This window comes from Shewanella sp. 8A, assembly GCF_023475945.1.
In the GTDB taxonomy this organism is placed as follows: Bacteria; Pseudomonadota; Gammaproteobacteria; order Enterobacterales; family Shewanellaceae; genus Shewanella; species Shewanella xiamenensis.
The window spans coordinates 84,566-107,567 of the sequence record NZ_JAMDJP010000006.1 but is presented as its reverse complement, the minus strand read 5'-3'; the positions used below and the strand labels follow the sequence as shown (position 1 = coordinate 107,567).

General features: G+C 47.0%; 20 protein-coding genes. 10 read left to right on the top strand and 10 right to left on the bottom strand.

Going from position 1 to position 23,002, the window contains the following annotated elements:
• Positions 1 to 27: 27 nt before the first annotated feature.
• A complete protein-coding gene (locus M0413_RS06460) occupies positions 28 to 192 on the bottom strand; it encodes a hypothetical protein (protein ID WP_249553526.1) in 165 nt (54 codons plus the stop codon).
• Between the two features lie 409 nt (positions 193 to 601).
• On the opposite strand from M0413_RS06460, the gene M0413_RS06455 reads away from it, so the two are divergent.
• From M0413_RS06455 to M0413_RS06440, 4 genes are read left to right on the top strand one after another with little or no spacing between them, the layout of a single operon-like run.
• Positions 602 to 1,123: a hypothetical protein gene (locus tag M0413_RS06455; protein WP_047539695.1), complete on the top strand. Its 522-nt coding sequence runs from the start codon at positions 602 to 604 to the stop codon at positions 1,121 to 1,123.
• 48 nt (positions 1,124 to 1,171) lie between these two features.
• On the top strand, positions 1,172 to 1,849 hold the full coding sequence (locus M0413_RS06450; RefSeq protein ID WP_011621087.1) for a response regulator transcription factor: 678 nt from the start codon (positions 1,172 to 1,174) through the stop codon (positions 1,847 to 1,849).
• Positions 1,850 to 1,898: 49 nt separating this feature from the next.
• Positions 1,899 to 3,155 (top strand): sensor histidine kinase, encoded by a 1,257-nt coding sequence (locus tag M0413_RS06445; RefSeq protein ID WP_249553525.1) that lies wholly within the window; start codon positions 1,899 to 1,901, stop codon positions 3,153 to 3,155.
• 32 nt (positions 3,156 to 3,187) lie between these two features.
• Positions 3,188 to 3,874, top strand: coding sequence for a TIGR01621 family pseudouridine synthase (locus M0413_RS06440; protein WP_249553523.1), 687 nt, complete (start codon positions 3,188 to 3,190; stop codon positions 3,872 to 3,874).
• Positions 3,875 to 3,878: 4 nt separating this feature from the next.
• Here M0413_RS06440 and M0413_RS06435 read toward each other — a convergent pair whose 3' ends face one another.
• The gene (locus tag M0413_RS06435; RefSeq protein ID WP_249553521.1) at positions 3,879 to 5,057 is read right to left on the bottom strand and encodes a GGDEF domain-containing protein; all 1,179 of its coding nucleotides are present in this window, start codon (positions 5,055 to 5,057) and stop codon (positions 3,879 to 3,881) included.
• A gap of 220 nt (positions 5,058 to 5,277) precedes the next feature.
• Here M0413_RS06435 and M0413_RS06430 point away from each other — a divergent pair, with 220 nt between their 5' ends.
• Positions 5,278 to 5,397, top strand: a complete 120-nt coding sequence (locus tag M0413_RS06430; protein ID WP_249553583.1) for a YqaE/Pmp3 family membrane protein — start codon at positions 5,278 to 5,280, stop codon at positions 5,395 to 5,397.
• A 77-nt stretch (positions 5,398 to 5,474) separates the two neighbouring features.
• Here M0413_RS06430 and M0413_RS06425 read toward each other — a convergent pair whose 3' ends face one another.
• The gene (locus M0413_RS06425; protein WP_249553519.1) at positions 5,475 to 7,649 is read right to left on the bottom strand and encodes a TonB-dependent receptor; all 2,175 of its coding nucleotides are present in this window, start codon (positions 7,647 to 7,649) and stop codon (positions 5,475 to 5,477) included.
• A gap of 303 nt (positions 7,650 to 7,952) precedes the next feature.
• On the opposite strand from M0413_RS06425, the gene M0413_RS06420 reads away from it, so the two are divergent.
• Positions 7,953 to 8,111: a DUF2986 domain-containing protein gene (locus M0413_RS06420; protein ID WP_249553518.1), complete on the top strand. Its 159-nt coding sequence runs from the start codon at positions 7,953 to 7,955 to the stop codon at positions 8,109 to 8,111.
• A 36-nt stretch (positions 8,112 to 8,147) separates the two neighbouring features.
• Here M0413_RS06420 and M0413_RS06415 read toward each other — a convergent pair whose 3' ends face one another.
• The 4 genes from M0413_RS06415 to M0413_RS06400 all read right to left on the bottom strand — a co-directional run bounded on the left by M0413_RS06415 (position 8,148) and on the right by M0413_RS06400 (position 11,486).
• A complete protein-coding gene (locus tag M0413_RS06415) occupies positions 8,148 to 8,660 on the bottom strand; it encodes a M23 family metallopeptidase (protein WP_037423175.1) in 513 nt (170 codons plus the stop codon).
• 22 nt (positions 8,661 to 8,682) lie between these two features.
• On the bottom strand, positions 8,683 to 9,261 hold the full coding sequence (locus M0413_RS06410; RefSeq protein ID WP_249553516.1) for a hypothetical protein: 579 nt from the start codon (positions 9,259 to 9,261) through the stop codon (positions 8,683 to 8,685).
• Between the two features lie 3 nt (positions 9,262 to 9,264).
• Positions 9,265 to 9,930 carry a CHAP domain-containing protein gene (locus tag M0413_RS06405; protein ID WP_249553514.1) on the bottom strand — a complete coding sequence of 222 codons (666 nt, stop codon included), beginning with the start codon at positions 9,928 to 9,930 and terminating at the stop codon, positions 9,265 to 9,267.
• 212 nt (positions 9,931 to 10,142) lie between these two features.
• Positions 10,143 to 11,486, bottom strand: a complete 1,344-nt coding sequence (locus M0413_RS06400; RefSeq protein ID WP_037423187.1) for an anaerobic C4-dicarboxylate transporter — start codon at positions 11,484 to 11,486, stop codon at positions 10,143 to 10,145.
• 281 nt (positions 11,487 to 11,767) lie between these two features.
• Between M0413_RS06400 and M0413_RS06395 the strand changes: the two genes are divergently transcribed.
• Together M0413_RS06395 and M0413_RS06390 are read left to right on the top strand one after the other, a co-directional pair.
• Entirely contained in the window at positions 11,768 to 12,946 is a 1,179-nt protein-coding gene (locus M0413_RS06395) for a PrnB family protein (protein WP_172588050.1), read from the top strand.
• A gap of 4 nt (positions 12,947 to 12,950) precedes the next feature.
• On the top strand, positions 12,951 to 14,072 hold the full coding sequence (locus M0413_RS06390; RefSeq protein WP_249553512.1) for an aminotransferase class V-fold PLP-dependent enzyme: 1,122 nt from the start codon (positions 12,951 to 12,953) through the stop codon (positions 14,070 to 14,072).
• Between the two features lie 142 nt (positions 14,073 to 14,214).
• Here M0413_RS06390 and M0413_RS06385 read toward each other — a convergent pair whose 3' ends face one another.
• Together M0413_RS06385 and glnA are read right to left on the bottom strand one after the other, a co-directional pair.
• Positions 14,215 to 14,472 carry a YceK/YidQ family lipoprotein gene (locus M0413_RS06385; protein ID WP_229777784.1) on the bottom strand — a complete coding sequence of 86 codons (258 nt, stop codon included), beginning with the start codon at positions 14,470 to 14,472 and terminating at the stop codon, positions 14,215 to 14,217.
• Positions 14,473 to 15,045: 573 nt separating this feature from the next.
• Complete coding sequence (glnA, locus tag M0413_RS06380) at positions 15,046 to 16,455, bottom strand: glutamate--ammonia ligase (RefSeq protein ID WP_037425030.1); 1,410 nt, start codon at positions 16,453 to 16,455, stop codon at positions 15,046 to 15,048.
• 976 nt (positions 16,456 to 17,431) lie between these two features.
• On the opposite strand from glnA, the gene typA reads away from it, so the two are divergent.
• Complete coding sequence (gene typA / locus M0413_RS06375) at positions 17,432 to 19,243, top strand: translational GTPase TypA (RefSeq protein WP_011074056.1); 1,812 nt, start codon at positions 17,432 to 17,434, stop codon at positions 19,241 to 19,243.
• 83 nt (positions 19,244 to 19,326) lie between these two features.
• Here the strand turns inward: typA and M0413_RS06370 are convergent, their stop codons facing one another.
• On the bottom strand, positions 19,327 to 20,355 hold the full coding sequence (locus M0413_RS06370) for a diguanylate cyclase (RefSeq protein WP_249553511.1): 1,029 nt from the start codon (positions 20,353 to 20,355) through the stop codon (positions 19,327 to 19,329).
• 375 nt (positions 20,356 to 20,730) lie between these two features.
• On the opposite strand from M0413_RS06370, the gene katG reads away from it, so the two are divergent.
• Positions 20,731 to 22,917 carry a catalase/peroxidase HPI gene (gene katG / locus M0413_RS06365; RefSeq protein ID WP_249553509.1) on the top strand — a complete coding sequence of 729 codons (2,187 nt, stop codon included), beginning with the start codon at positions 20,731 to 20,733 and terminating at the stop codon, positions 22,915 to 22,917.
• The last annotated feature ends 85 nt before the right edge of the window (positions 22,918 to 23,002 follow it).

Genomic DNA, 23,002 nt, shown 5'->3' with positions numbered 1-23,002 from the left:
CATTAGCTGCAAATTAACTGAGACTGTTTATTTTGTTTTTCGCTTACCTAGTAATCCCATCCAAAATGTTCCTTCCAACAGCATACCTAAGATGATAAACGTCACGGCGCTTGTGGCGCTGCCATAGGCGTAGGCGCTTAATGCTGCAAGCAATAGCAAACTTAAGCTAATCCAGCGTGTAATTGGTTTCATATGCACTCCGATTTAAATGGCCGTTTAGTTGACTCTAGAACAACGGGATTGCATTGCCAATCGTACTTTTTGACGACACAGATGCGCTAAAATACCAGCTGAAATTCAATTAGTGTGATTTTAAATGGCTAAATGATGGGTTTTTACGGTAAATGTCATACTTCAAAATCCCCAGATGATCAAAGCTTAATCTTGTTTCCATCGGTGTTTCAGTCGCTATTAGGTAAACTGAATGCATTCGTCAGTGTTTGCTGAGTTTGAATCAAGTGGATTGAGCAATTCACATGAGTGATGAACTAGGCGCCATCATGGGCAAACAGGGATAAAAGCGATGGGATTTTGGTACGCCATCGACATCTAACTGATTGTCTCATAAGATACAAACTTAGCCGATTTTTATGGAGGAACCATGAGACTATGGTTGCTAGGATTCATGTTGGTATCTGGGATTGCCACCGCAGCCCAGAGCATGTATTCGATGCTTTCGAGCGGTGAGTATCTGCCGCCGTTAAGCGTGATGCAGCAAATTGAGAAGGAGTTTCCTGGCGTGATTGCCGAGTTTGAAATGGAAATGCAGGAAGGCGAGTTGGTCTACCAGTTTGAGTTGATTAATCCGCTGGCGAATGCAATTACCCGTTTCGAATATCGGGCGCGAGATGGTAAGTTATTGAAACAAAAAGCGGGTAAAGTCACAGCCGATGATGTCGGCGAGGTGGAAGCCGCACGCCTTATCAGCACTAAGCATCAAACCTTCTCCGGCATTATTGCAATGGCGACTCAGGATCATAAGGCCTTTCTGACCGATGCAAAATTAGACCATGACTTAGGTATCAGTTACTTAGAGTTAAAGTTGCTGGACGATACAGGCAAGTATAAATTGGCATTCGATATTGAAAATTTACGACAGTTACCTTTACTTAAGTGGGATTAGCACGCTGAGAATTACCGCTAAGTGAAGACAGGGGAGCGCAGCATACAGATGAAAATACTTTTAGTTGAAGATGATGCGACAACGATCGACTACATCGTTAAAGGATTTCTTGAGCAGGGACATAATATTGAGACCGCCAGCGATGGTCATCAAGGTCTGCTGCAAGCCACGAGTGGTCAGTACGACCTTTTGATTCTCGACCGCATGTTGCCCCAACTCGATGGGTTGAAACTGCTGGCCGCCCTTAGAGCAACTGGCAACCAAACTCCAGTGCTTATCCTGTCGGCGCTGGCCCATGTGGATGAAAGGGTAAAAGGTCTGCGTGCGGGTGGCGATGATTATATGACTAAGCCCTTTGCCTTTTCGGAGCTGCTTGTACGTGCCGAAAAGTTGATGCAACGGGGCCAATCTGTACCTATTACCACAGATCTGGTGGTCGGCGGCTTAAAAATGGAGCTGCTAACACGCAACGTGACCTTAGATGGCCACGATTTAATGCTGCAACCCAAAGAATTCCAATTGCTTAAGTATCTGATGGAACACGCTAATCAGGTTATTAGTCGGACGCTATTATTTGAAGCCGTGTGGGATTATCACTTTGATCCCCGTACTAATGTGATCGACGTGCATATCGCCAAGTTACGTCGCAAGTTTGAAGAGTTAGGCCACGGTGAATTGATTGAAACCGTAAGGGGAGCGGGTTATCGCTTACGCCAAAGGCATTAAGCCTTACCAAAGCAGCGCCTGGCGCATCACTATTATCTTCTCGACTTTAGTGACTGTGATCATAGGCGCTTTGCTGTTTGCCCTTTATCGGCAACTTATTATCGAACAGCAGTACCAAGTGACTCAGTATCTTGAGTCCGAAACCCAACGCTATCAGCAGCTTGCTCTTACTGTCGACCGTCGCAGTTTTGCGGCGCAAATTCGTGCTGCCGATCCGCAGACGGCGCTTATCGCTTGGCGCAATAGCTATGATATGGTTGGCGCCTTAAGCTTTATGCCCGAAGGTATGCCTATGCTGCCACAAACCCGGGATTTTCCGATTTTAACGGGCGGTCCAGATAAGTTGCATATCCTTACCGGCGGCCTAGTGATGACTCGCTATGGCCCCGTACTTATCGCCACCCGTACCGACAACTTAGCCACACTCATCGATAAATTTATCAGCGCGGCGGCCACGGCCGTGATGTTGACCATAGTGTTAACCTTAGCGCTGGGCTATCTGTTTTCTAAAGCAATTTTACGCCGTTTAGTGCAGTACAACCGTTTAAGTGAGCAAATTGAGCGTGGGCATTATGATACGCGTCTGCCGCTCAGTTGGCGTCAGGACGAGTTTGATATGTTGGCGCTGCAATTTAACAACGTGCTGGATATTCTCGAGAATAACCTGATGGCGGTGCGCGGGGTGACAGATAACATTGCCCACGATTTGCGTACGCCCCTATCCCATATTCGCATTGGTCTTGAGGAGTTAGCGGCCAAATCTCCCGATGAAATCAGCGAAGGTTGTGCGATTTTGACCGAAGAGCTTGACCACTGCCTTGCGACCTTTGATGCCATGCTCTCGCTGACACGCATTGAGGAAGGGCAGCAAACCTTAGATTTGCAGGAGCTGAGTTTGGCGCAGCTATGTACTGATTTGCTGGAAATGGCTGATGCAGTTGCGGAGTCGAATGAGCAAACCTTGAGCCTGTCGCTGCTATCTGACCATAAAATTTATGGTGACAAGTATCTGTTGTTCCAAGCCTTGTATAACTTGGTCGACAATGCGATGAAATATTCAGGCCAAGGCGCACGTATCGATATTATTCAATCTGGCGCCCAAATTAAGATTTGCGATAACGGCCCAGGGATCCCCGATGGCAGCAAAGAAAGGGTGTTTGAGCGATTAGTGCGTCTCGACCCCAGCCGCCATTTGCAGGGTACAGGTTTAGGATTATCTATGGTCAAAGCGATTCTGTCGCGGCACAATGCGCAAATTACTCTTTCGGATAATCATCCCGGCCTTGTGGTTACTATCCAGTTTTAGGCCAATATCCGCGTGACACTGTTAGGAACCCCATGTACCGAATCATAGCCAATGAGGCTGATTTTCTTGTTATTTCTAAATCGCCGAATGTGCACTTTCATAGCCAAGATGGCACCGCGGGTGTCGTTGCGCAGCTGGAGCAGGATTTGGGGATTAAGCTCTTTGCCGTGCATCGGCTCGATACCCCGACCTCAGGGCTGTTACTGTTAGCTAAACATTCGGCGGCAGCGCGGCAGTTGACTGAGCTGTTTAGCGCCCATCGAGTACAGAAATACTATCTCGCCCTCGCCAAAGGTAAGCCGAAAAAGAAGCAAGGCTGGGTGATTGGCGATATGGCTAAATCCCGCCGCAGTATGTTTAAGTTACTGCGAACCAAAGAAAATCCAGCGATTACCCAATTCTTTTCCGTCAGTGTTGGCGATGGGCTACGGTTGTATTTACTCAAACCCCACTCGGGGAAAACCCATCAGTTACGGGTCGCGCTTGCTAGCCTTGGTGTGCCAATCTTGGGCGATGCCCTCTATGGCTCCGATGTCGCCGACCGCTGTTATCTGCACGCCTATTGCCTGCATTTTCGTTATCAACATGGAGATGGCAGTTGGCAGGATTATGCGTATCTTGATATGCCTGAGCAGGGCGAGCTCTTTTTAACTGAGGCTGTCAGTGAGGCGCTGACATTTTGGCAAGCACCAGAGACTTTAGATTGGCCTGATCGATAGGTGTTTATTGGGAGGGGAATGCTTGGCAGATCCGGTCGCGCCCCTCAGATTTTGCTTGATACATGGCGTGATCGGCTTCAATCAATAGTTTGTCTGGCTGACATCCTTGGTAAATCGTGGCGTAACCCACGCTTGCGCAAAGTTGGACTTGTTTATCCTGCCAGTTAATCGGATTTTCCCTCAGTACCCGATGTAATTTATCCGCAACGGCTCTTGCGGATGGTGCGCTTGTGGCTGGCAGTAAAACCAAAAACTCTTCCCCACCATGACGGCACAGGACATCGTGTTCCCGTAATACCGAGTTAAATAATCTTGCCGCCGTCAGCAGGGCGAGGTCACCAACATCATGACCATAGTGATCATTTATGTGTTTGAAATGGTCGAGATCGAGCAAGATCACGCTATAAGGCTCTGCATTTTTCTGCCAGCGTTGGTGGGTTGTGGTGAGTCTTTTTTGCATTGCGCGTCGATTCCACAGCCCTGTGAGCTGGTCTTTTTCAGCCAACATTCTGATTTTACTCACCAGACGAGTCATCGCATTACCTATCATCAGGATATTGATAAGTAAGGCTAAGAACACATAAAACCACAGCACAGGAATGGCTTCAATCGTGTGCATGGCAATAAATATTGGCGTTTCACTCGGCGATAACAGGGCGATGAAAAACCGAATCATGAAGATGATAGCCATTGCTATTAAGGGGGTGATCATGGCAATCGCAATCTTATTGCCAGTCTCTCTGCGGATAGCGTAATAGTTATCTCGACTGAGCATCACAAAAGATAGTGCTGCATTTGCTGAAAAAAGCATGGCGAGTATCGGTTGAGATTGGACATTTGGGGGAACCATCAACATGAGCGCTGCGGTGATTGCGAGCATAGTGAGATCGAGCTTAGTGCTGTGCTGTAAGCGGAACAGATATTGTGTGCCCCAACGCAGCATGATAAATCCGAGTAAGATAACAATATCTGCGCAAAACCAGTAGAGGTAACTATTTGATTCGGTTCTTAGAGTGTTGAGAATGATGCCGATAAATACACAGATATTCGCAAGGGAAAAGCGTATGCTGGCTAATTTGGCAATGTTCAATGGTTTGGCGATTAATCCCCATGCAATAGCGGCTGTACCGGTCAGTAGACAGATAAATTTAATCAGTAGAAGGGCTTGGGGATCAAATTCCATGGCGGCGTTCAATTTTCCTTTAACTATAGATGGCTTTTGGCATTTTTGTTTAAATTGGCTGAATGTTAAGTAAAGACCTGTGCCACAACGCCCAAGCCACAGGTTGATAATGCAATGGTTGCAAACCGGTGGGCTAACGACGAAGTTAAAAACTGCTTACTCGTCATTTATTACGGTTTAAGGATGGCCTGCTGTCGATATAAACAAATGACTATGAGTCATTATTGCGATTCTATTGCCTCCCGTTGTGGTATTTTTAAACGCGGGCGCAGGCAAAGATCTGTTAATTATCATAGTGCTGTGTTTATTTTTCGGGTTCCTGCCTTACCGTTGTCACTAAGGCATAGCGTGTTTCAATGAGCCAATAAAAAGCGCAACCTAAGTTGCGCTGATTATCAATTCAACCCAAGGCATTTATTAAAACGCTACGGTATAACCTATAGTGGCAGTGCGACCCATACCTTTGAAATAACGATCATTTGTACCCATGGTTTGTGAGTAGTAGTTGAAATAATCCTTATTAAACAGGTTTTGTACACCAATGCTTAAGGTACCCGTGTAGAGCGGCATTGAAAATGACGCGTCGACAGTGGTGTAACCATCAAACTCGGCATATTTAGCACCTTTGGCATTTTCAAAATCACGGTCCATAAAGTAATTTGCTTGAACACGTGTCGACATTTCATTATCGAAGTTGTGGGTCCAGAATAAGTTGATACGATTCGGGGAAATATTGGCGCCATCGAGATCGGTATCGACCTTATTATCGCCGTTTACATCGTATTCGCCCCGTTGCAGTGCGATGTTCATGCCCAAATCATCATTGCTTGTCAGATAAGCGGTGACATTCGCTTCGATACCATCAATGACGCTTTTTTCACGTTTTACATCATAGAAACCGTCGTTGTTTAAGGCTAAACGGGCACCAAAATCGGTAGCAGAACGGTAGTAAGCAATCTTAGCACTTAAGAAACTACCTTGATAATCGGCACCCAATTCAGCGTTATCCGTCACGATTGGAGTTAAGGCTAAAGAGTCACTAATGCTTGGATTGGCGCCGGGGAAACTGTTTCCGTCACGCAGAATACGGCCAATGTCTGGCATGCCAAAACCTTGGTTGTAGCTAGTGTAGACGCGGATATCCGGCGTGATTTTATAGGATAAACCGACATTGAATAAGGTTTCATCAAAGGTGGCTTCGCCCCCCGCGATTTGCTTATTGCCTGCACCATAGAGGGTTTTGTAGTCATCAACATTGAGGGTAGCGTGTTCGTAACGCACACCGGTTGATACGGTTAAATCTTTAATTAAATCATAGTCTAATTGTAGATACGGCGCGAAGTTATCATAGGTGCTTTCAGGTACCCAAGAGAACCCAGTTTTCACTAAGTCCTGTTCAGTCGTATCGCGGAACAAGTCGATACCATAGGCCGCATCGATGCCAGTATCTGCAATGTTTTTCGCGATTAACGAAGTTTTTAGGCCCCATTTAACCGAAGAGTTGCGTGATTGCTCGTAGTATAAGTGCTCGCCTTTGCTATTTACACCGCATTGAACCACTTGATCGCTGCCTTCAAAGGAAGGATCGTAGAAGCTATCGAAGCAACCACCGCCGTACACCGCTTTAAAGTCTTGATTAAACAACCGCATGTTGAGCTGTTGGCCTGCAATGTTTTCGTGGCTATAGGTCAAACTAGTGGTGGTGACTTGGTTATTAGCCGCTTCCCAGGGCTGTTTTTGTTCCACGGCACCGGTTGGAATACCATTGGGTTTATTACCTGCAACGGCCATCCAGTCGCCATTGTTATCCATGTTGTAATGGTTAACCATCAGCTCTAGGCGTGACTCGGTAAAGTTGTGGCCTAATTTGATGAAGAAGTCCTTACTCTGGCTATCCATGGACTCGCCTTGCGTCGTGTCCACCCCAATCACATCGTGATTGGCATCGTAGTAAACCCCGTTATTGCGATAGCTGACCGAGCCTAGCATATCGATCAATTCTGACTCGCCTGAAAACGCATAGCTGGCACCAAAACTGACACCGTTAGACTTGAGTGAGTCAGGGACTGTGACATCAAAGCTAGCGACGTGCTGGTTATCGCCCGTGGGCTTTTTGGTGATGTAGTTGATAATACCGCCCTGTGCGCCTAGGCCGTGCATCGCATTGGCGCCGTGAATAATTTCAATGCGTTCAATCATTGCAGGATCGATAGTTTGTCCTGAGCGACCACCGCTGCGCAGCGGGTTCGATTGCGGCACGCCATCGATCATAATTAATGGTGCACGACCACGCAGGGTTTCACCCGTATTACTCATCTTTTGGCGGCTAGGTGAAAAGCTTGGTGCTAAGTTGCCAATAATGGTCGACAGATCTTTGGTGGTGCGGAACTGTTCTTCGAGTTGCACGCGGTCGATAATGGTCACTGTATTAGGAATCGAGCTTGGGGATTTATCCATACGGCTCGCGGTCACGGTAATTCTTTCTATTTCTTTGTTTTTATTTATTTCCGTGTCGGATTTTTCTTGTGCAATAGCGGATTGGGTGAGTGCTGCAAAGACAGCGAGAGCAACAAACGAGGTTTTGAACGTCATATAACTTCCTGCTAAGGGCGTGTGAATTTGCTACACCGAATTCCTTGGCATCAGACTCTTCCGTTAAACAACATTGCAAATGATAGTGATTTTTATTAACTGTGGATGATAAGGAAGTCATTCAAGGTTGTCTAGTCGATCAGTAAATCAAACGAGCTAAAATGTGGCGTTTTTTGCAACTTGTGACTCGGATAGCAATTATAGGTGTATTAAGATTGAGGGTTTATCTTCATCCTACTGATTTGTTGCTGTGGCTTAGGATGACTATAATAGCGGCTTGAATATTGCCCAGATACAGCGCTTATGAACCGCAAAAAGAAAATTAATCAAACACTTAAGCAGAAGGCGAAAAAAGCCAATGCCAAGCTTCATACCAGTAATAAACCTAAATATATCGCTAAGGCCGAACGAGTTGCACAGGCTATTGCGGCAGAAAATGAGCTAGAAGTGCCCGTTGAGTGAGCCGTTAATCTCTAACAGCTAAATCCTCAATAAAGCTTACTTAGCCTCTAAATACTCAATGGGATTAAGATAAAAAGCCTTTTTATATCCTTGGGTTGAAGTGTCTATTCGCCAAGGTCTTGGGAACAGGCTTAAAATGGAATAGTGCAAATGGGGTGGTTTACCTTGAGCATTGCCAGTTGTGCCGACTGTGCCTAGTGTTTCTCCACGTGTCGCGAATAAGCCTGAAGATGCTTCAATGCTGCCTAGGTGCGCAAAATAATGAATTTGCCATTTAGGGCCGAGTCCAACAACGACTTTTCCGCCTTTAAAAAAGTCACCTTTGTACAGCAGTAGCATGGGCGTTGGTGCGATAACCGGGGTACTCGTGGCCGCAAATATATCAATACCCTTGTGTGTGCCCGAGCTTCCCCAAGGCTCATACCAAAAGGTTTGGCTATTCCAATCCTTATTCGTGGCACCTTTTACGGGGATGATAGGCTGCTCAGGCACTAGGCATCCGGCAAGGAAAAAGAGTGCGAGAATGAATGCGATATATTTCAGTTTCATTGTTATCTCTTACATAAATCTTTTAGTGAAACTCACTGAATTCACGCCAATTAGCAGGATACTGTTCGCGCTCGGTTGCACCAAGTGATAACCAATAGGGGCGCCAAAACGCATCGCACCAAAACTCAAGGTTCCCTTGCAAACTCCCAAGTGTATCAGGATCAACATCGGGAAAACTTTCCCAAGGAGCAGGCGGCGCGGCCTTAAAGGTAATAAGCTGTTGCAATAGATTGATATCATTGGTGATCAGCAATACACAGATCCCGGCAAAATCAGCATATTGTTGTAAAAATACTGTTGTCTGTAGGCTGGTGTGATGCAGTACGCCATTAAATGGCATGTCAGAACCTACATGCTCGAATCCTGCCTGGCAAAGTAAAGTGTCGAGTCGTTGTTTATCTTGATAATTCAACAAGCAATGGAGTTGATAGGCGGATAATTCAGTCTGAGTTATTGGCGTGACTAAGGGATAAGCTTGGCGGTGAGGCAAAGTGAGACTCGCAGTTGTTTCGCCACCAAAGAGTGCTTGAAGATCCGTTGCTTGCGAGTGAGTTGTCGCTTTTATAGCTAATAGCCGTTTTACCCAGTTAAAAATCCCCATAGCTTATTCCTTAATGGCCATCGCTGGGTCGATAAAGCCGCCCGTTTCTGTTATCACCTTAGGGCTTATTGCCTCCCAACGTAACCATCCTTTGGCGCGTGGTGCGTTTATATACCAGAGTCCAGCCCGTTGTTCTAAAACGAAATATTCCCTTGATGGGGCAAATGGGCCGGGGTTTTGCTGGGCGATTTCGATACTGTTGTCCGTGACGGCCGCGATAATGGCGACATGGCCATAGGGATTAAACATCCATGGGGCAAAGACCAGTAAATCATCTGCCATAGGTTTGCTTTGGCTGCCATTGGTAAATTGGCGTAGGGCGCGTTTTTCATTCCAACTGCCATCAGTGAGCAGATTATCGAAGAAGTCTCTGGCGTGCCCAAAACTGTCAGGCATTTTGTGTTGATATCGTTGGTAAAAGTAGCGCTTAACAAATTCTACGCACTGATATTTTATGCCGAGGTTATAGCCGTCGAGGGAGAGGTTGCGTCCCTCATTAGTGTTAACGCCACCGTTATAGTAAATCTCGATTCCATTGAGGGAGTCGATAATGTCACCCACTTGGTGATCAGTGTTGAAGTGATAGCGTGTAAGCAACTGATAGCCGAGAAAACTGACGCTAAGCCCCAGACCCACAATCAGCATCCATAAGCGAAAACCTTTAATCATCTTTAGTACGACATTCTCAAAAGATAAATTGATTCAGCATGATATAAGGCGGGATTGTATGCTGCAGTTGCTAAAGACGTCTAGCTGATAAGGGAATGTGGCGGGAGCTTAATACTTTCGTACTGAGCGCTTGCACATCTTTAATTTGTCAGGCCCGATAGCGTTAATGTGCTATCGGCCTGATTATATGTGCTTATTAACGCAAACTAACTTTACAGTAGCGCAGTTGCCAACAGATAACCCACGGTTGATGCGGTACTAACACCAATCAGTCCTGGGATAATAAAGCTGTGGTTAATGATGAACTTACCAATTTTAGTGGTACCTGAGCGATCGAAACCGATACAGGCCAAATCGCTTGGATAAGTGGGCAGCACAAAGTAGCCATAACTGGCGGGTAAAAAAGCAATTAACAGCTTAGGATCGACACCTAAAGCTAATCCCATCGGCGCAATCGCCGTGAGCGCAGCCGCTTGGCTATTGACCAGTTTGGAGATTAAAAACAGCACTAGGGCATAGGTCCAAGGCTGGTTTTGCACCACGTGGGAGAGGTTTTCCTTCAGTACATCCATATGGCTGATAAAGTAAGTATCGCTCATCCACGCCACGCCAAATACCGAGAATATCGCCACCATACCCGCTTTAAAAACCGGACCATTGGCAATTTCAGCTGGCTTGACTTTGCAGCTCATCAAAATAAAGGCGCCTGCAATCAACATCATCATTTGGATCACTAGGTTCATCGACAGTGGCGCAAGCTTGCCTTTCTCTTCAAACACTGGACGCAGCTCGCTAAAGGAACCAAGTAATACCACTGCGGCGATAGCGGCAAAGAAGATCCCTGTTGCCCAATACGCTTCTTTGGGGAAGGTTTGATTCAGCAGCGTTTCGCCCTTGTCGTAGATAAAGGCTCTTTGCACAGGATCTTGAATTCGTTCTTGAAACTCTTCGTCCTTATCTAAATCTTTGCCGCGACGTAGGCTCCACAGTGCTGCCACTAACACACCGCAAAGGGAGGCTGGCACCGACACCATTAAAATGTCCAGCATGCTGTAGGCATGGCCAACACCGTGCTGCGCCGCCAAAATCGATACCATAGAAACGACGGCGACTGATACAGGGGAGGCGCAAATCGCCATTTGTGAGGCGACGGAGGCGACCGCCATGGGGCGTTCTGGGCGAATGTTTTTCTTCAGAGCAATGTCAGAGATAATCGGGAACATGGTGTAAACCACATGGCCTGTACCGCACAAAAAGGTGAGCGTCCATGTAGTTAACGGTGCCAGAATGGTGATGTACTGTGGATGGCGGCGCAGTAAACGTTCGGCAAACTGCATCATCACATCTAAGCCGCCTGCGGTTTGCAATACTGCGGCACAACCGATAACCGCAAGAATGGTTAACATCACTTGCACTGGTGGCTGTCCGGGGGCGAGACCAAAGACAAACGTCAGTAAAAATAAACCTATACCACTTATCAACCCGAGCCCCATACCACCATAGCGGGTGCCCAGTAGCAAGCAGCCGAGTACGACAATAAATTCCATTAAAATCATTTTGATTTACCCCTGCGGAACCTGCCGCGCTATTTGTATTAGGACTAGCTGTATTTGGCGTTATTTTGCGAGGCGATTGACTTTGATAACTTGCGCTGGCGCAAGGTGTAAATAAAAAGTGGCATTAGATTTTTCATAAATTTGAGCTAGCGCTAGAAACGTGTCGCCAGAAGTTGCATCCTTGTTAACTCGGAAGCGCTAATGACGCCTGTAGCCAAGTGAAACATGCCCTAGTACTTGCTCCGGTAAAAATAACCATAACAATCGCCAAGGATGTCCAAGTGAAACCTGCCACCTATAATACCGAAGCCTTCGATGAGTGGATCCGCAGCCGCTTTGTAGAACTCAACTCGCAGCTCGAACAGCTTTATGACCAGCAGACCGACCGTGCCAATGTGCAGGGGATTGGCACTGAGCTTAAGCACACTTTGGAAAGCGAAGGGCGAGGGCTGATTAAGGCTTTGCTCGATGAGGGCAATACCGACGAAGGCTTTGATAGTGCTTTTGATTTGCTAGGCAATGTTGGCCTGTATATGGCCGCCTGCCGCCGCCATGAAATTACTGAGCCAACACGGGAGACCACCTCGCCACTTCTTGAAGCGTCAGCGCTGGCGATGCATATCGGCGCCTCAATTGGAGTCACGCCGCGCTTTGCTACCGCCCATTTAACCACCCATAACCGCGCCCATAATGGTATCTACAAACGTTTTACCGATCTGCCCGATGAAAAACTGTTTGTGGATTACAACACTAAAGGCATTTTGGCCTATAAACGTGCCGCTGATGCGCTATTAAAAATCCAGCCTTTGGGGATTTCTCATCCAATTAGTCACGATTTACTGCGCGTCGCTAAGCAGGCATTGCAGGATGTGATTGATTCGAATACGCAGTTATTCAATCGTTTAGATACGGACCGTTTCTTCTACTGTGTCCGCCCATATTACAAACCCTATAGGGTTGGTTCTGTGGTGTATCGTGGCGCCAATGCGGGCGACTTTGCCGGGATTAACGTTATCGATTTAACCCTAGGTTTATGTTTTGCCAACGAAGCATCTTATTCGCAAATGCTGGTGGATAAGTTTTTATACATGATGCCGGAGGATCAGCAAATCTTGCGGGAATGCATGCGCCGCCCTAATTTGATGGATGACTTTTTGCAGGCCAAGGGCTGTGTGCATCAGGACTGGTATCAAGAAAATCTCAAGCTGTTTATCGAAGTCTGTGAATTACATGGGCAAACTGCGATTCAACATCACAATGAATTAGTGACTAAGTATATTGCTGAGCCTTCGGTCAGCATGGAACAACAACATTTAGCCAAAGTGACCGCCAGCGGCCCACCATTGCATGTACTGCTTGCCTCCCTTGAGCGTTTAAGGGATAGACGCGCGGCCGTATTACGTGACGATATTCGCACCCGTTATTATGATTTGAAAAAACTCAAAGACAGTTTGAGGTAAGGCCATGCTGCTAAATGTAAAACAGGATTTTTGCCTCGCAGGCCCTGGATATCTGCTTAACCATTCCGTGGGGCGGCCACTCAAATCGACCGAGCAGGCGTTTAAGCAGGCGTTTTTTGCACCTTGGCAGGAGTCTGGCCGCGAGCCTTGGGGTCAATGGTTAGGTGTCATCGATAACTTTACCGCGGCGCTGGCAAGCCTTTTTAATGGTCAGCCGCAGGAATTTTGCCCGCAGGTGAATCTATCGAGCGCATTGACCAAGTTGGTGATGTCACTGGATAGATTAAATCGCGATGGCGCCGTGGTGCTGATGAGCGAGATTGATTTTCCTAGCATGGGATTCGCCCTTAAAAAGGCATTGCCCGCAAGTTGTGAACTGCGCTTTATTCCCAAGGGCTTAGATGTTACCGACCCCAATGTGTGGGACGCACATATCAGCGACGATGTCGATTTAGTCTTTGTCAGCCATGCCTATTCTAACACGGGACAGCAGGCCCCCCTCGCGCAGATTATCCCCCTTGCCCGTGAGCGTGGCTGCTTGAGCATAGTGGATGTGGCGCAATCGGCTGGGATTTTGCCGCTGGATTTAGCCAAGCTACAGCCAGATTTTATGATTGGTTCGAGTGTGAAATGGTTATGCTCCGGCCCCGGCGCTGCGTATCTGTGGGTCAATCCGGCTATTTTGCCCGAATGTCAGCCACAGGATGTGGGTTGGTTTAGCCATGAAAATCCCTTCGAGTTTGATATTCATGATTTTCGCTATCATCCAACAGCGTTGCGGTTTTGGGGCGGCACGCCTTCTATCGCCCCCTACGCTATTGCCGCCCATAGTATTCAATATTTTGCCAATATTGGCTCACAGGCAATGCGTGAGCATAACTTGCAACTGATGGCTCCAGTGGTACAGGCATTGGACAATGAGCTCGTCTCGCCGAGGGCAATCGATAAGCGTAGCGGTACGCTGATTTTGCAATTTGGCGAGCGGCAAGCGCCGATCATGGCGGCATTGGCTGAGGCGAATATCAGTGTCGATGCCCGCAGTTTAGGGATACGCGTATCGCCACATATTTATAATGATGAGGCCGATATTGCGAAGTTACTGGAGGTAATAAAAGCCCATCGTTAACTGATTGAGCATAGCTTGCTCAGCCGACATGGCGTAATAGCCTTGAACAGGGAGCATGGCTCTGGGGCACCAAGGCGCCCCCTAATGCCGATGTCGTTAACCCATGCCCTGAGGCTGAGGTCATTTATGGGGGCGAATATGCTTAAATGCTGTAGCTGTAGTGGCAGAACATAGAACGCGGGGTTCGGAGCTTGGGATTACTGGGCGTGATAGCCAAATCGACTGGCAGCATCACGGTATCGACGATCAGCGAGCTACCCATATCGACCAGTGTCAGAGGGATAGTAAACAGCAGCAGTGGCGGGGCGGATAACGCAGAAACTATCGCACACTCCTCGCCATTATCAACAGCCGTTTGAACACTGGAGAAAGAATGCCCCCAAGTTGAATTTTCTCCCATCCTCGATGTTATTGTTGCACATCCCGTGAGAGAACAGCACACGACCAAGCAAGTCAACCAACGCATAACCACTCCATTGTTTATATGTGAAAAACCGCATTGTTTCGGTATGAGCGACTCGCTTGATTAACTTTGGGCGTTAGTCTTATGGAACCCGAACTGGTTTTGTTCGACACCGATATATTCAGTTTTAGCAAGTCGGCATTCTAACCACATGAATATATGTGTCAATTATTCAGCAGCAGTAATGAGACAACAGTAAAGAGACTCCCAACTTTAGTGTCGCTGTAGTTAACGCCTCTGCCTATAAGTTAGTTTTATACCGCGTTTAGCTCAGTCTTAAACGACATCTGTCCCTATTGTTGTTATTGCAGTGGTGTCTGCTGGTATGCTTTCTTTTGATGATAAATAAGTGGTTGGCTATGTCGCCATTTAGAGAAAAGTGTTGGTCATTGCACCAGCATGAAAGTAGCGTATACCTTCAAGAAACAAAAAGCCCCATCAGCAAAACTGTTGGGGCTTTGATACTTTATGCATGCATTTATACAGTGAGTAATTGCATGCATCTAGCCATTACAGGCTGTAGTACATTTCAAACTCTAATGGGTGAGTTGTACGGCTTACACGCTCAGCTTCTGCAGATTTCAGTGCAATGTAAGACTGGATGAAATCTTCGCTAAATACACCGCCGCGAGTTAAGAACTCGTGGTCAGCTTGCAGGTTTTCAAGGGCGTTTTCTAATGAAGTCGCTACTTGTGGGATTTCAGCCGCTTCTTCCGCTGGCAGATCGTACAAGTCTTTATCCATCGCTTCGCCTGGATGGATCTTGTTTTGGATACCGTCGATACCCGCCATCAGCAGTGCTGCGAAACCTAAGTATGGGTTTGCATGTGGATCTGGGAAGCGAGTTTCGATACGACGACCTTTAGGGCTTGGTACCACTGGAATACGGATTGAAGCGCTGCGGTTACGTGCTGAGTAAGCTAACATCACTGGCGCTTCGAAGTGTGGTACTAAACGCTTGTAAGAGTTAGTGCTTGGGTTAGTGAAAGCGTTCAGTGCGCGAGCGTGCTTGATGATACCACCGATGTAGTACAGTGCAGTTTCACTTAAACCAGCATATTTGTCGCCTGCGAACAGGTTTACGCCATCTTTCGCCAGAGATTGGTGAACGTGCATACCGCTACCGTTGTCGCCAACGATTGGCTTAGGCATGAAAGTCGCAGTCTTACCGTAGGCGTGAGCCATGTTGTGTACTACGTACTTCAGAATTTGGATTTCGTCCGCTTTCTTAGTCAGGGTATTGAAGCGAGTTGCGATTTCGTTTTGACCCGCAGTCGCCACTTCATGGTGGTGAGCTTCAACCACTTGACCCATTTCTTCGAGCACTAAACACATAGCGCTACGTAAGTCTTGTGATGAGTCAACAGGAGCTACTGGGAAGTAACCGCCTTTCACGAATGGACGGTGACCAGTGTTGCCACCTTCGTAGCTAGTGCCAGAGTTCCATGCCGCTTCTTTAGCGTCGATTTTCACGAAACAACCAGACATGTCAGTACCGAAACGGACATCGTCGAACAGGAAGAATTCTGGTTCTGGTCCAACTAATACAGTGTCAGCGATACCGGTAGAGCGTAAGTATTCTTCCGCTTTTTTCGCGATAGAACGTGGGTCGCGGTCATAACCAGTCATAGTGCCTGGCTCGAGAATGTCACAACGGATCAGCGCAGTGGTTTCTTCGGTGAATGGATCCAGTACGAACGTAGTTGGGTCTGGCATCAGTACCATGTCTGATTCGTTAATGCCTTTCCAGCCAGCGATTGACGAGCCGTCAAACATTTTACCGTCTTCGAAGAAGTCAGCGTCTACCTGATGAGCTGGGATAGATACGTGCTGCTCTTTACCTTTGGTGTCGGTAAAACGTAAATCAACAAACTTAACTTCTAATTCTTCAAGTTGCTTTAAAACTGATTCAACTGACATTCTCAAGTCTCCGGTAGGGTAAAGGGATGTCCCTTCTATAATCTTTTAACTCAAGTTGTGCTTGAGCAAAACTTACTAGCTATAAAGCGATATCTATGCCAATAATTTAACTTGTTGATAATTAATGAATATGTGTTTTATTGCACTATCTTTAACTCTGTATTGCACTTTATTGGTGCGTTTTGATGTGGCATTTTGGTGCATTCATCCATTTTGGTGCGCACCATGCATCCCCCATTTTAGTGCAGTGACGATGAGCATAGGCTTGCTTGGTTAATTCATATCCATATTCAAGCTGGGCGGCATACTCGCTGTTAGCCTGTTACTATCAATTAGGCTCAGCAAAACAGAATGAATTTAGCATATAAATAAGTCTAGATAACCGCGTAAGGTCACTGTTTTCAGTGCTCGCCATAATGTCACAAAACAGTGAGATGATAAGCTGTTTTTCTGATAATGATTTTGGCTTGTTTTCATTGCTTATCATTAAAAATCAATTGATTAGTCTTGTTGTTCTTAGGTGGGAATAGAGTTTATTGAAACTGCGTCTAAAGCCATTTATTGAGGCTATCGAGAAAATACTTAGGTAGCGGTTTGGGCATACTGATGTGTTTGGACGAAAAAACGGGTCTGCCGAATTGGGGTTATTCGCTATACTTATGGCGGCCTTAAGCGCATAGTCTGCTACGCCATTCCGGTGAAGAATAGTTATTTCAGCTGGTTAGTCGTACTGACGTCGAAATAATATGGCAAATTGCCTGCGCTGAAACGGTGCATTTGGGTTATTTGTCTTATCGCCATAACTGATTCGTTAGCATAGGCCCAAAAAAATAGTTTTATAAGTGTTCAAAAATAATCCTGTGCGATATGGCCGCTCTGGAGTAGAATGTCACGCTTTTTTATGGCGACTCAACGTAGATTGCTGTAACGAATATTGTAATATCCCTAATTTTGTTTGATGGTAAGAGGTTTATCCGTGCTAGAGAATTTACGTAACATCGCCATTATTGCACACGTTGACCATGGCAAAACGACCCTGGTAGACAAGTTGCTGTCGCAATCAGGAACCCTTGCAACCCGGGGAGAAGCTACTGAGCGGGTGATGGACTCCAACGATCTTGAGAAGGAGCGTGGAATCACGATTCTGGCAAAGAATACTGCCATCAAGTGGAACGATTATCGTATCAACATCGTTGATACCCCTGGCCACGCCGACTTCGGTGGTGAGGTTGAGCGTGTTCTGTCTATGGTTGACTCAGTATTGTTGCTGGTTGATGCCGTTGATGGTCCAATGCCACAAACTCGCTTCGTAACCAAAAAAGCGTTTGCCCAAGGCTTAAAGCCAATCGTTGTTATCAACAAGATTGACCGTCCAGGTGCTCGCCCTGATTGGGTTATCGACCAAGTATTCGACCTGTTCGATAACTTAGGTGCAACTGACGAACAATTAGATTTTCCAATCGTTTATGCTTCTGCATTAAACGGTTTTGCAACCTTAGATCCAGATGTTGTCAGCGAAGATATGACGCCACTGTTCCAGACTATCGTTGAAAAAGTGTCATCACCTGATGCTGATGCGGATGGTCCATTCCAGATGCAAATTTCTCAGCTCGATTACAACTCTTACGTGGGTGTTATCGGTGTGGGCCGCATTAACCGTGGTAGCATCAAGACTAACCAACAGGTGAGCGTGATCGGTGCCGACGGTAAAGTACGCAACGGTAAAATGGGCCAAGTATTAGGTTACATGGGCTTAGAGCGTACCGAAGTTGATGTAGCAAACGCGGGCGATATCGTGGCGATCACCGGTTTGGGTGAGCTTAAAATTTCGGACACAGTGTGCGCTGCTGGCAATGTAGAGGCGATGCCGCCTTTATCTGTTGACGAGCCAACACTGACCATGACTTTCCAAGTCAACACTTCACCTTTTGCGGGTAAAGAAGGTAAGTACGTGACTTCACGTAACATTCTTGAGCGTCTGCAACAGGAATTAGTGCACAACGTGGCACTGCGTGTTGAAGAAACCGACAGTCCAGACCGTTTCGCGGTATCTGGCCGTGGTGAATTACACTTATCTATCCTGATCGAAAACATGCGTCGTGAAGGTTACGAATTAGCAGTTTCTCGCCCAGAAGTTATCTTAAAAACCATCGATGGTGAACTGTGTGAACCCTTTGAAACCCTGACCGTTGACGTTGAAGAAGAACATCAAGGGACAGTGATTGAGAAGCTGGGTATCCGTAAAGCTGAAATGAAAGACATGCAGCTTGACGGTAAAGGTCGCGTGCGCGTTGACTTTGTTATCCCAAGCCGTGGCTTAATCGGTTTCCAAACTGAGTTCTTAACAGCAACGTCAGGTACTGGTTTGATTTACCACTCATTCGATCACTACGGTCCACATAAAGGTGGCGACATTGGTCAACGCGCTAACGGCGTATTGATCTCTAACGCGACTGGTAAAGCATTGACCTTCGCACTGTTTGGTTTACAGGACCGTGGTCGTCTCTTTATCGGCCATGCGGCCGAAGTTTATGAAGGTCAAGTAGTGGGTATTCACGCTCGCTCTAACGATCTGACCGTAAACTGCTTGAAAGGTAAGCAGCTGACCAACATGCGTGCTTCAGGTACTGACGAAGCGCAGGTTCTGACTACGCCAATCACCTTAACACTTGAGCAAGCGCTTGAGTTTATCGATGATGACGAATTAGTTGAAGTAACACCTAAGAGCATCCGTGTTCGTAAGAAACACTTAACTGAAAACGACCGTAAGCGCGCTAGCCGCGGCTAATGGTGGTTGTGGTGGGCACCTAAAGTGACCGCCATAGAGTGAATAAAGCCCTGCTAAGGCAACTTAGCGGGGCTTTTTAATGGCTATATTTCAGGTTCATGTACTGAGCGTATGCAGTTACGACCTGCGGACTTCGCCAAGTAAAGGGCGGTATCTGCTTGGTGGACTAATTCTAAGGCATTATGTTTATCTGAGGGGAGTAAACACGCAACACCCACGCTGACCGTGACAATGCCTAGGTTGGTTTTAATATGGGGTATAGCAAGCGATTGAATAAGTTGATGTACGTGCTTGGCGGTGTCGAGTGCGCTTTGGTGATCCGTATTGGGGAGTAAAATAACAAATTCTTCGCCGCCATAGCGTGCGACCAATTCACCTGCCCGACGACCTGATTGAGATAAGCTGTTCGCCAGCATCTTGAGACAGTCATCTCCTGCGAGATGGCCATAAAAATCATTAAATAATTTAAAGTGGTCAATATCGAGCATGATAAGCGAGAGTGGCGTGTTGTTGCGTTGCCCACGACTCCATTCCTTTTGCAGCATTTGATCAAACAATCTACGGTTGCCAATATTGGTTAACCCATCGGTATTGCTGAGTTTTTCGAGTCTATTGTTCGCTTCGGCAAGTTCATAGGTTCGCGCTTGTATAATGGACTCTAGCTCTCGATTGCGCTCTTCTAAACTCGTCATCGGGTAAATTTCGCCTTGTTTTGCTAAACCATAGGGAATGGATATTCCACTATGGACGATTTTCCAATCTTGGCTTTCTTGGCGAAAAATCAGCACTAACCTTGCGGTTTCTTGGCTGAGTATCGAGTCTGGAATAGGGAGGTGTATATGGAAAAATGCGGTAATAACAATAATATCTTCGGCAAGATCCTGTAGTGAAAGATCTAACACTTCAATATGGATCCGTTCGGGGACTTGGGCGAAGTCCTGACGGGTTATTTTTACCCATTCATCTTTACTGGTGACAAGAATATCGCTGCTACCTGCATAACCACTAAAAGTATCGCTAAAGCGGGCTGTGAGCTTGTCATCCCGTGCAGCGTACATCTCAATATATTCATCAAAAAGTGACTGCATAAGTTGCAAGCGTCTCTGTCGCATAGATTCACCTCAAGTAAGAATATAAGCGTTTTATTGTTCTTATTTGAGATGAGTATTGACGATAAACTCGTCCCGCGGTCTGATTAAAATCAAGATAGTGATGTAAAAACCACCAATAGTGTGATCTGTGCCCGCTTTTTGAGCTAGGGTTTGCTGTTCTTGTTACAGTTACCTAGCTTTAGTGGCAGAAGTTTGAAATGTTGTCATTTTGCTTGCTTAGTATACAGACCGAATGGTGCATTAATCGTCACTTTGGAACAGTGCAGAAGGGATTAATGCAAACGATAAACGTTTTAGAAGACGTCCAAACCTGATTAGCCTAATGATGCCTTATAGGGTCATTCTCTTCGTTAGCCATAAGTAAAGGAATATTCCATGGACAAGACTCAACACTCTCAAGGTAAATGCCCCGTGATGCATGGGGCAAATTCAGCCGTTGCCAGCAACAATATGGATTGGTGGCCTAAGGCACTTAATCTCGATATTTTGCATCAGCATGATAAGAAGACGGATCCCATGGATCCCAACTTTAATTACCGTGAAGCCTTTAAGACCCTTGATCTCGCTGCCGTGAAGCAGGACTTACATTCCCTTATGACCGATAGCCAAGATTGGTGGCCAGCCGATTGGGGGCATTATGGTGGCTTGATGATCCGCATGGCATGGCACTCTGCGGGAACCTATCGCATTGCCGATGGCCGTGGCGGTGCGGGGACGGGTAATCAACGCTTTGCCCCACTCAATAGCTGGCCCGATAACGCCAACTTAGACAAGGCGCGCCGTTTACTCTGGCCGATTAAGAAAAAATACGGCAACAAGCTCTCGTGGGCGGATTTAATGATCCTCGCGGGCAATGTGGCCTACGAGTCTATGGGCTTAAAAACCTTTGGTTTTGCCGGTGGCCGTGAGGATATTTGGCACCCAGAGAAGGACATTTATTGGGGCTCTGAAAAACAATGGCTCGCGCCAAGTGATAATCCTAACAGCCGTTATTCGGGCGCGCGTGACCTTGAAAATCCCTTAGCCGCCGTAATGATGGGGCTGATTTATGTGAATCCAGAAGGGGTTGATGGTAAACCCGATCCCCTGCGCACCGCCCAAGATGTGCGTGTCACTTTTGCACGGATGGCGATGAATTATGAAGAAACTGTGGCCTTAACCGCCGGTGGCCATACGGTGGGCAAATGCCATGGCAATGGTAAGGCACAGGATCTTGGCCCTGAACCCGAGGGCGAAGATCTTGAGGCGCAAGGGTTAGGCTGGCTCAACAAAAAAGGCCCAGGCACGGGTGCAAATGCCGTGACTAGTGGTCTCGAAGGCGCTTGGACGACTCATCCCACTCAATGGGATAACGGTTATTTTCACCTACTGTTAAATTACGATTGGGAATTGAAAAAAAGCCCAGCGGGCGCCTCGCAGTGGGAACCTATTAATATTAAAGAGGAAGATAAAGTCGTCTCAGTGGGCGACCCTAATCGCAAGTTTAACCCCATCATGACCGATGCGGATATGGCGATGAAAATGGACCCCGAGTATCGCAAGATCTCCGAGAAGTTTTATCAAGATCCCGCCTATTTCTCCGAGGTATTTGCCCGTGCTTGGTTTAAGTTAACTCACCGCGATCTGGGGCCTAAGAGCCGCTACTTGGGGCCTGAGGTGCCGAATGAGGATTTGCTTTGGCAAGACCCGATCCCAAGCGTCGATTACCGTTTAGATGCCAGTGAGATTGTCGACCTGAAGGCGAAATTATTAGCCTCGGGACTCAGTGTTTCCGAATTGGTCGCAACCGCGTGGGACAGCGCGCGCACCTTCCGAGGCTCGGATTTCCGCGGTGGCGCCAATGGCGCACGGATCCGTTTAGCGCCACAAAAAGATTGGCAGGCCAACGAACCCGAGCGTTTGCAAAAAGTATTGCAGGTGTTGAGCGCATTGCAGGCAAGCTTAAGCAAAAAGGTCAGTATTGCCGACTTGATTGTCCTCGGTGGCGCTGCGGCGATTGAAAAGGCCGCCCACGCTGCGGGAGTCAATATCACAGTACCTTTCATGCCTGGCCGTGGTGATGCCACGCAGGAAATGACCGATGTGGAATCCTTTGCCGTACTTGAGCCTTTGCACGATGCGTATCGTAACTGGCAGAAAAAGGATTATATAGTTCAGCCCGAGGAGATGATGCTCGATCGCACTCAACTTATGGGGTTAACCGCCCATGAGATGACTGTGCTGGTTGGTGGCATGCGGGTGTTGGGCACTAACTATGGCGGTACACGCCACGGCGTGTTTACCGACAAAGTGGGTGTGTTAACTAATGATTTCTTTGTGAATCTTACCGACATGGCCTACAACTGGAAGCCTGCGGGTACTAATTTGTATGAGATAGTCGAGCGTAAAACTGGCGCAGTGAAGTGGACCGCTACCCGCGTCGATCTGGTGTTTGGCTCTAACTCGATTTTGCGCTCCTATGCTGAGGTGTATGCGCAGGATGATGCCAAGGAGAAGTTTGTGCATGACTTTGTGGCGGCTTGGACTAAGGTAATGAATGCTGACAGGTTCGATCTGGCTTAGTCACTGGCACTCAAGCTTATCGTGACCATAAAAGGTGCAGCTTAAACTGCACCTTTTTTTATGTCTCTTATTAACAAATCAGAGA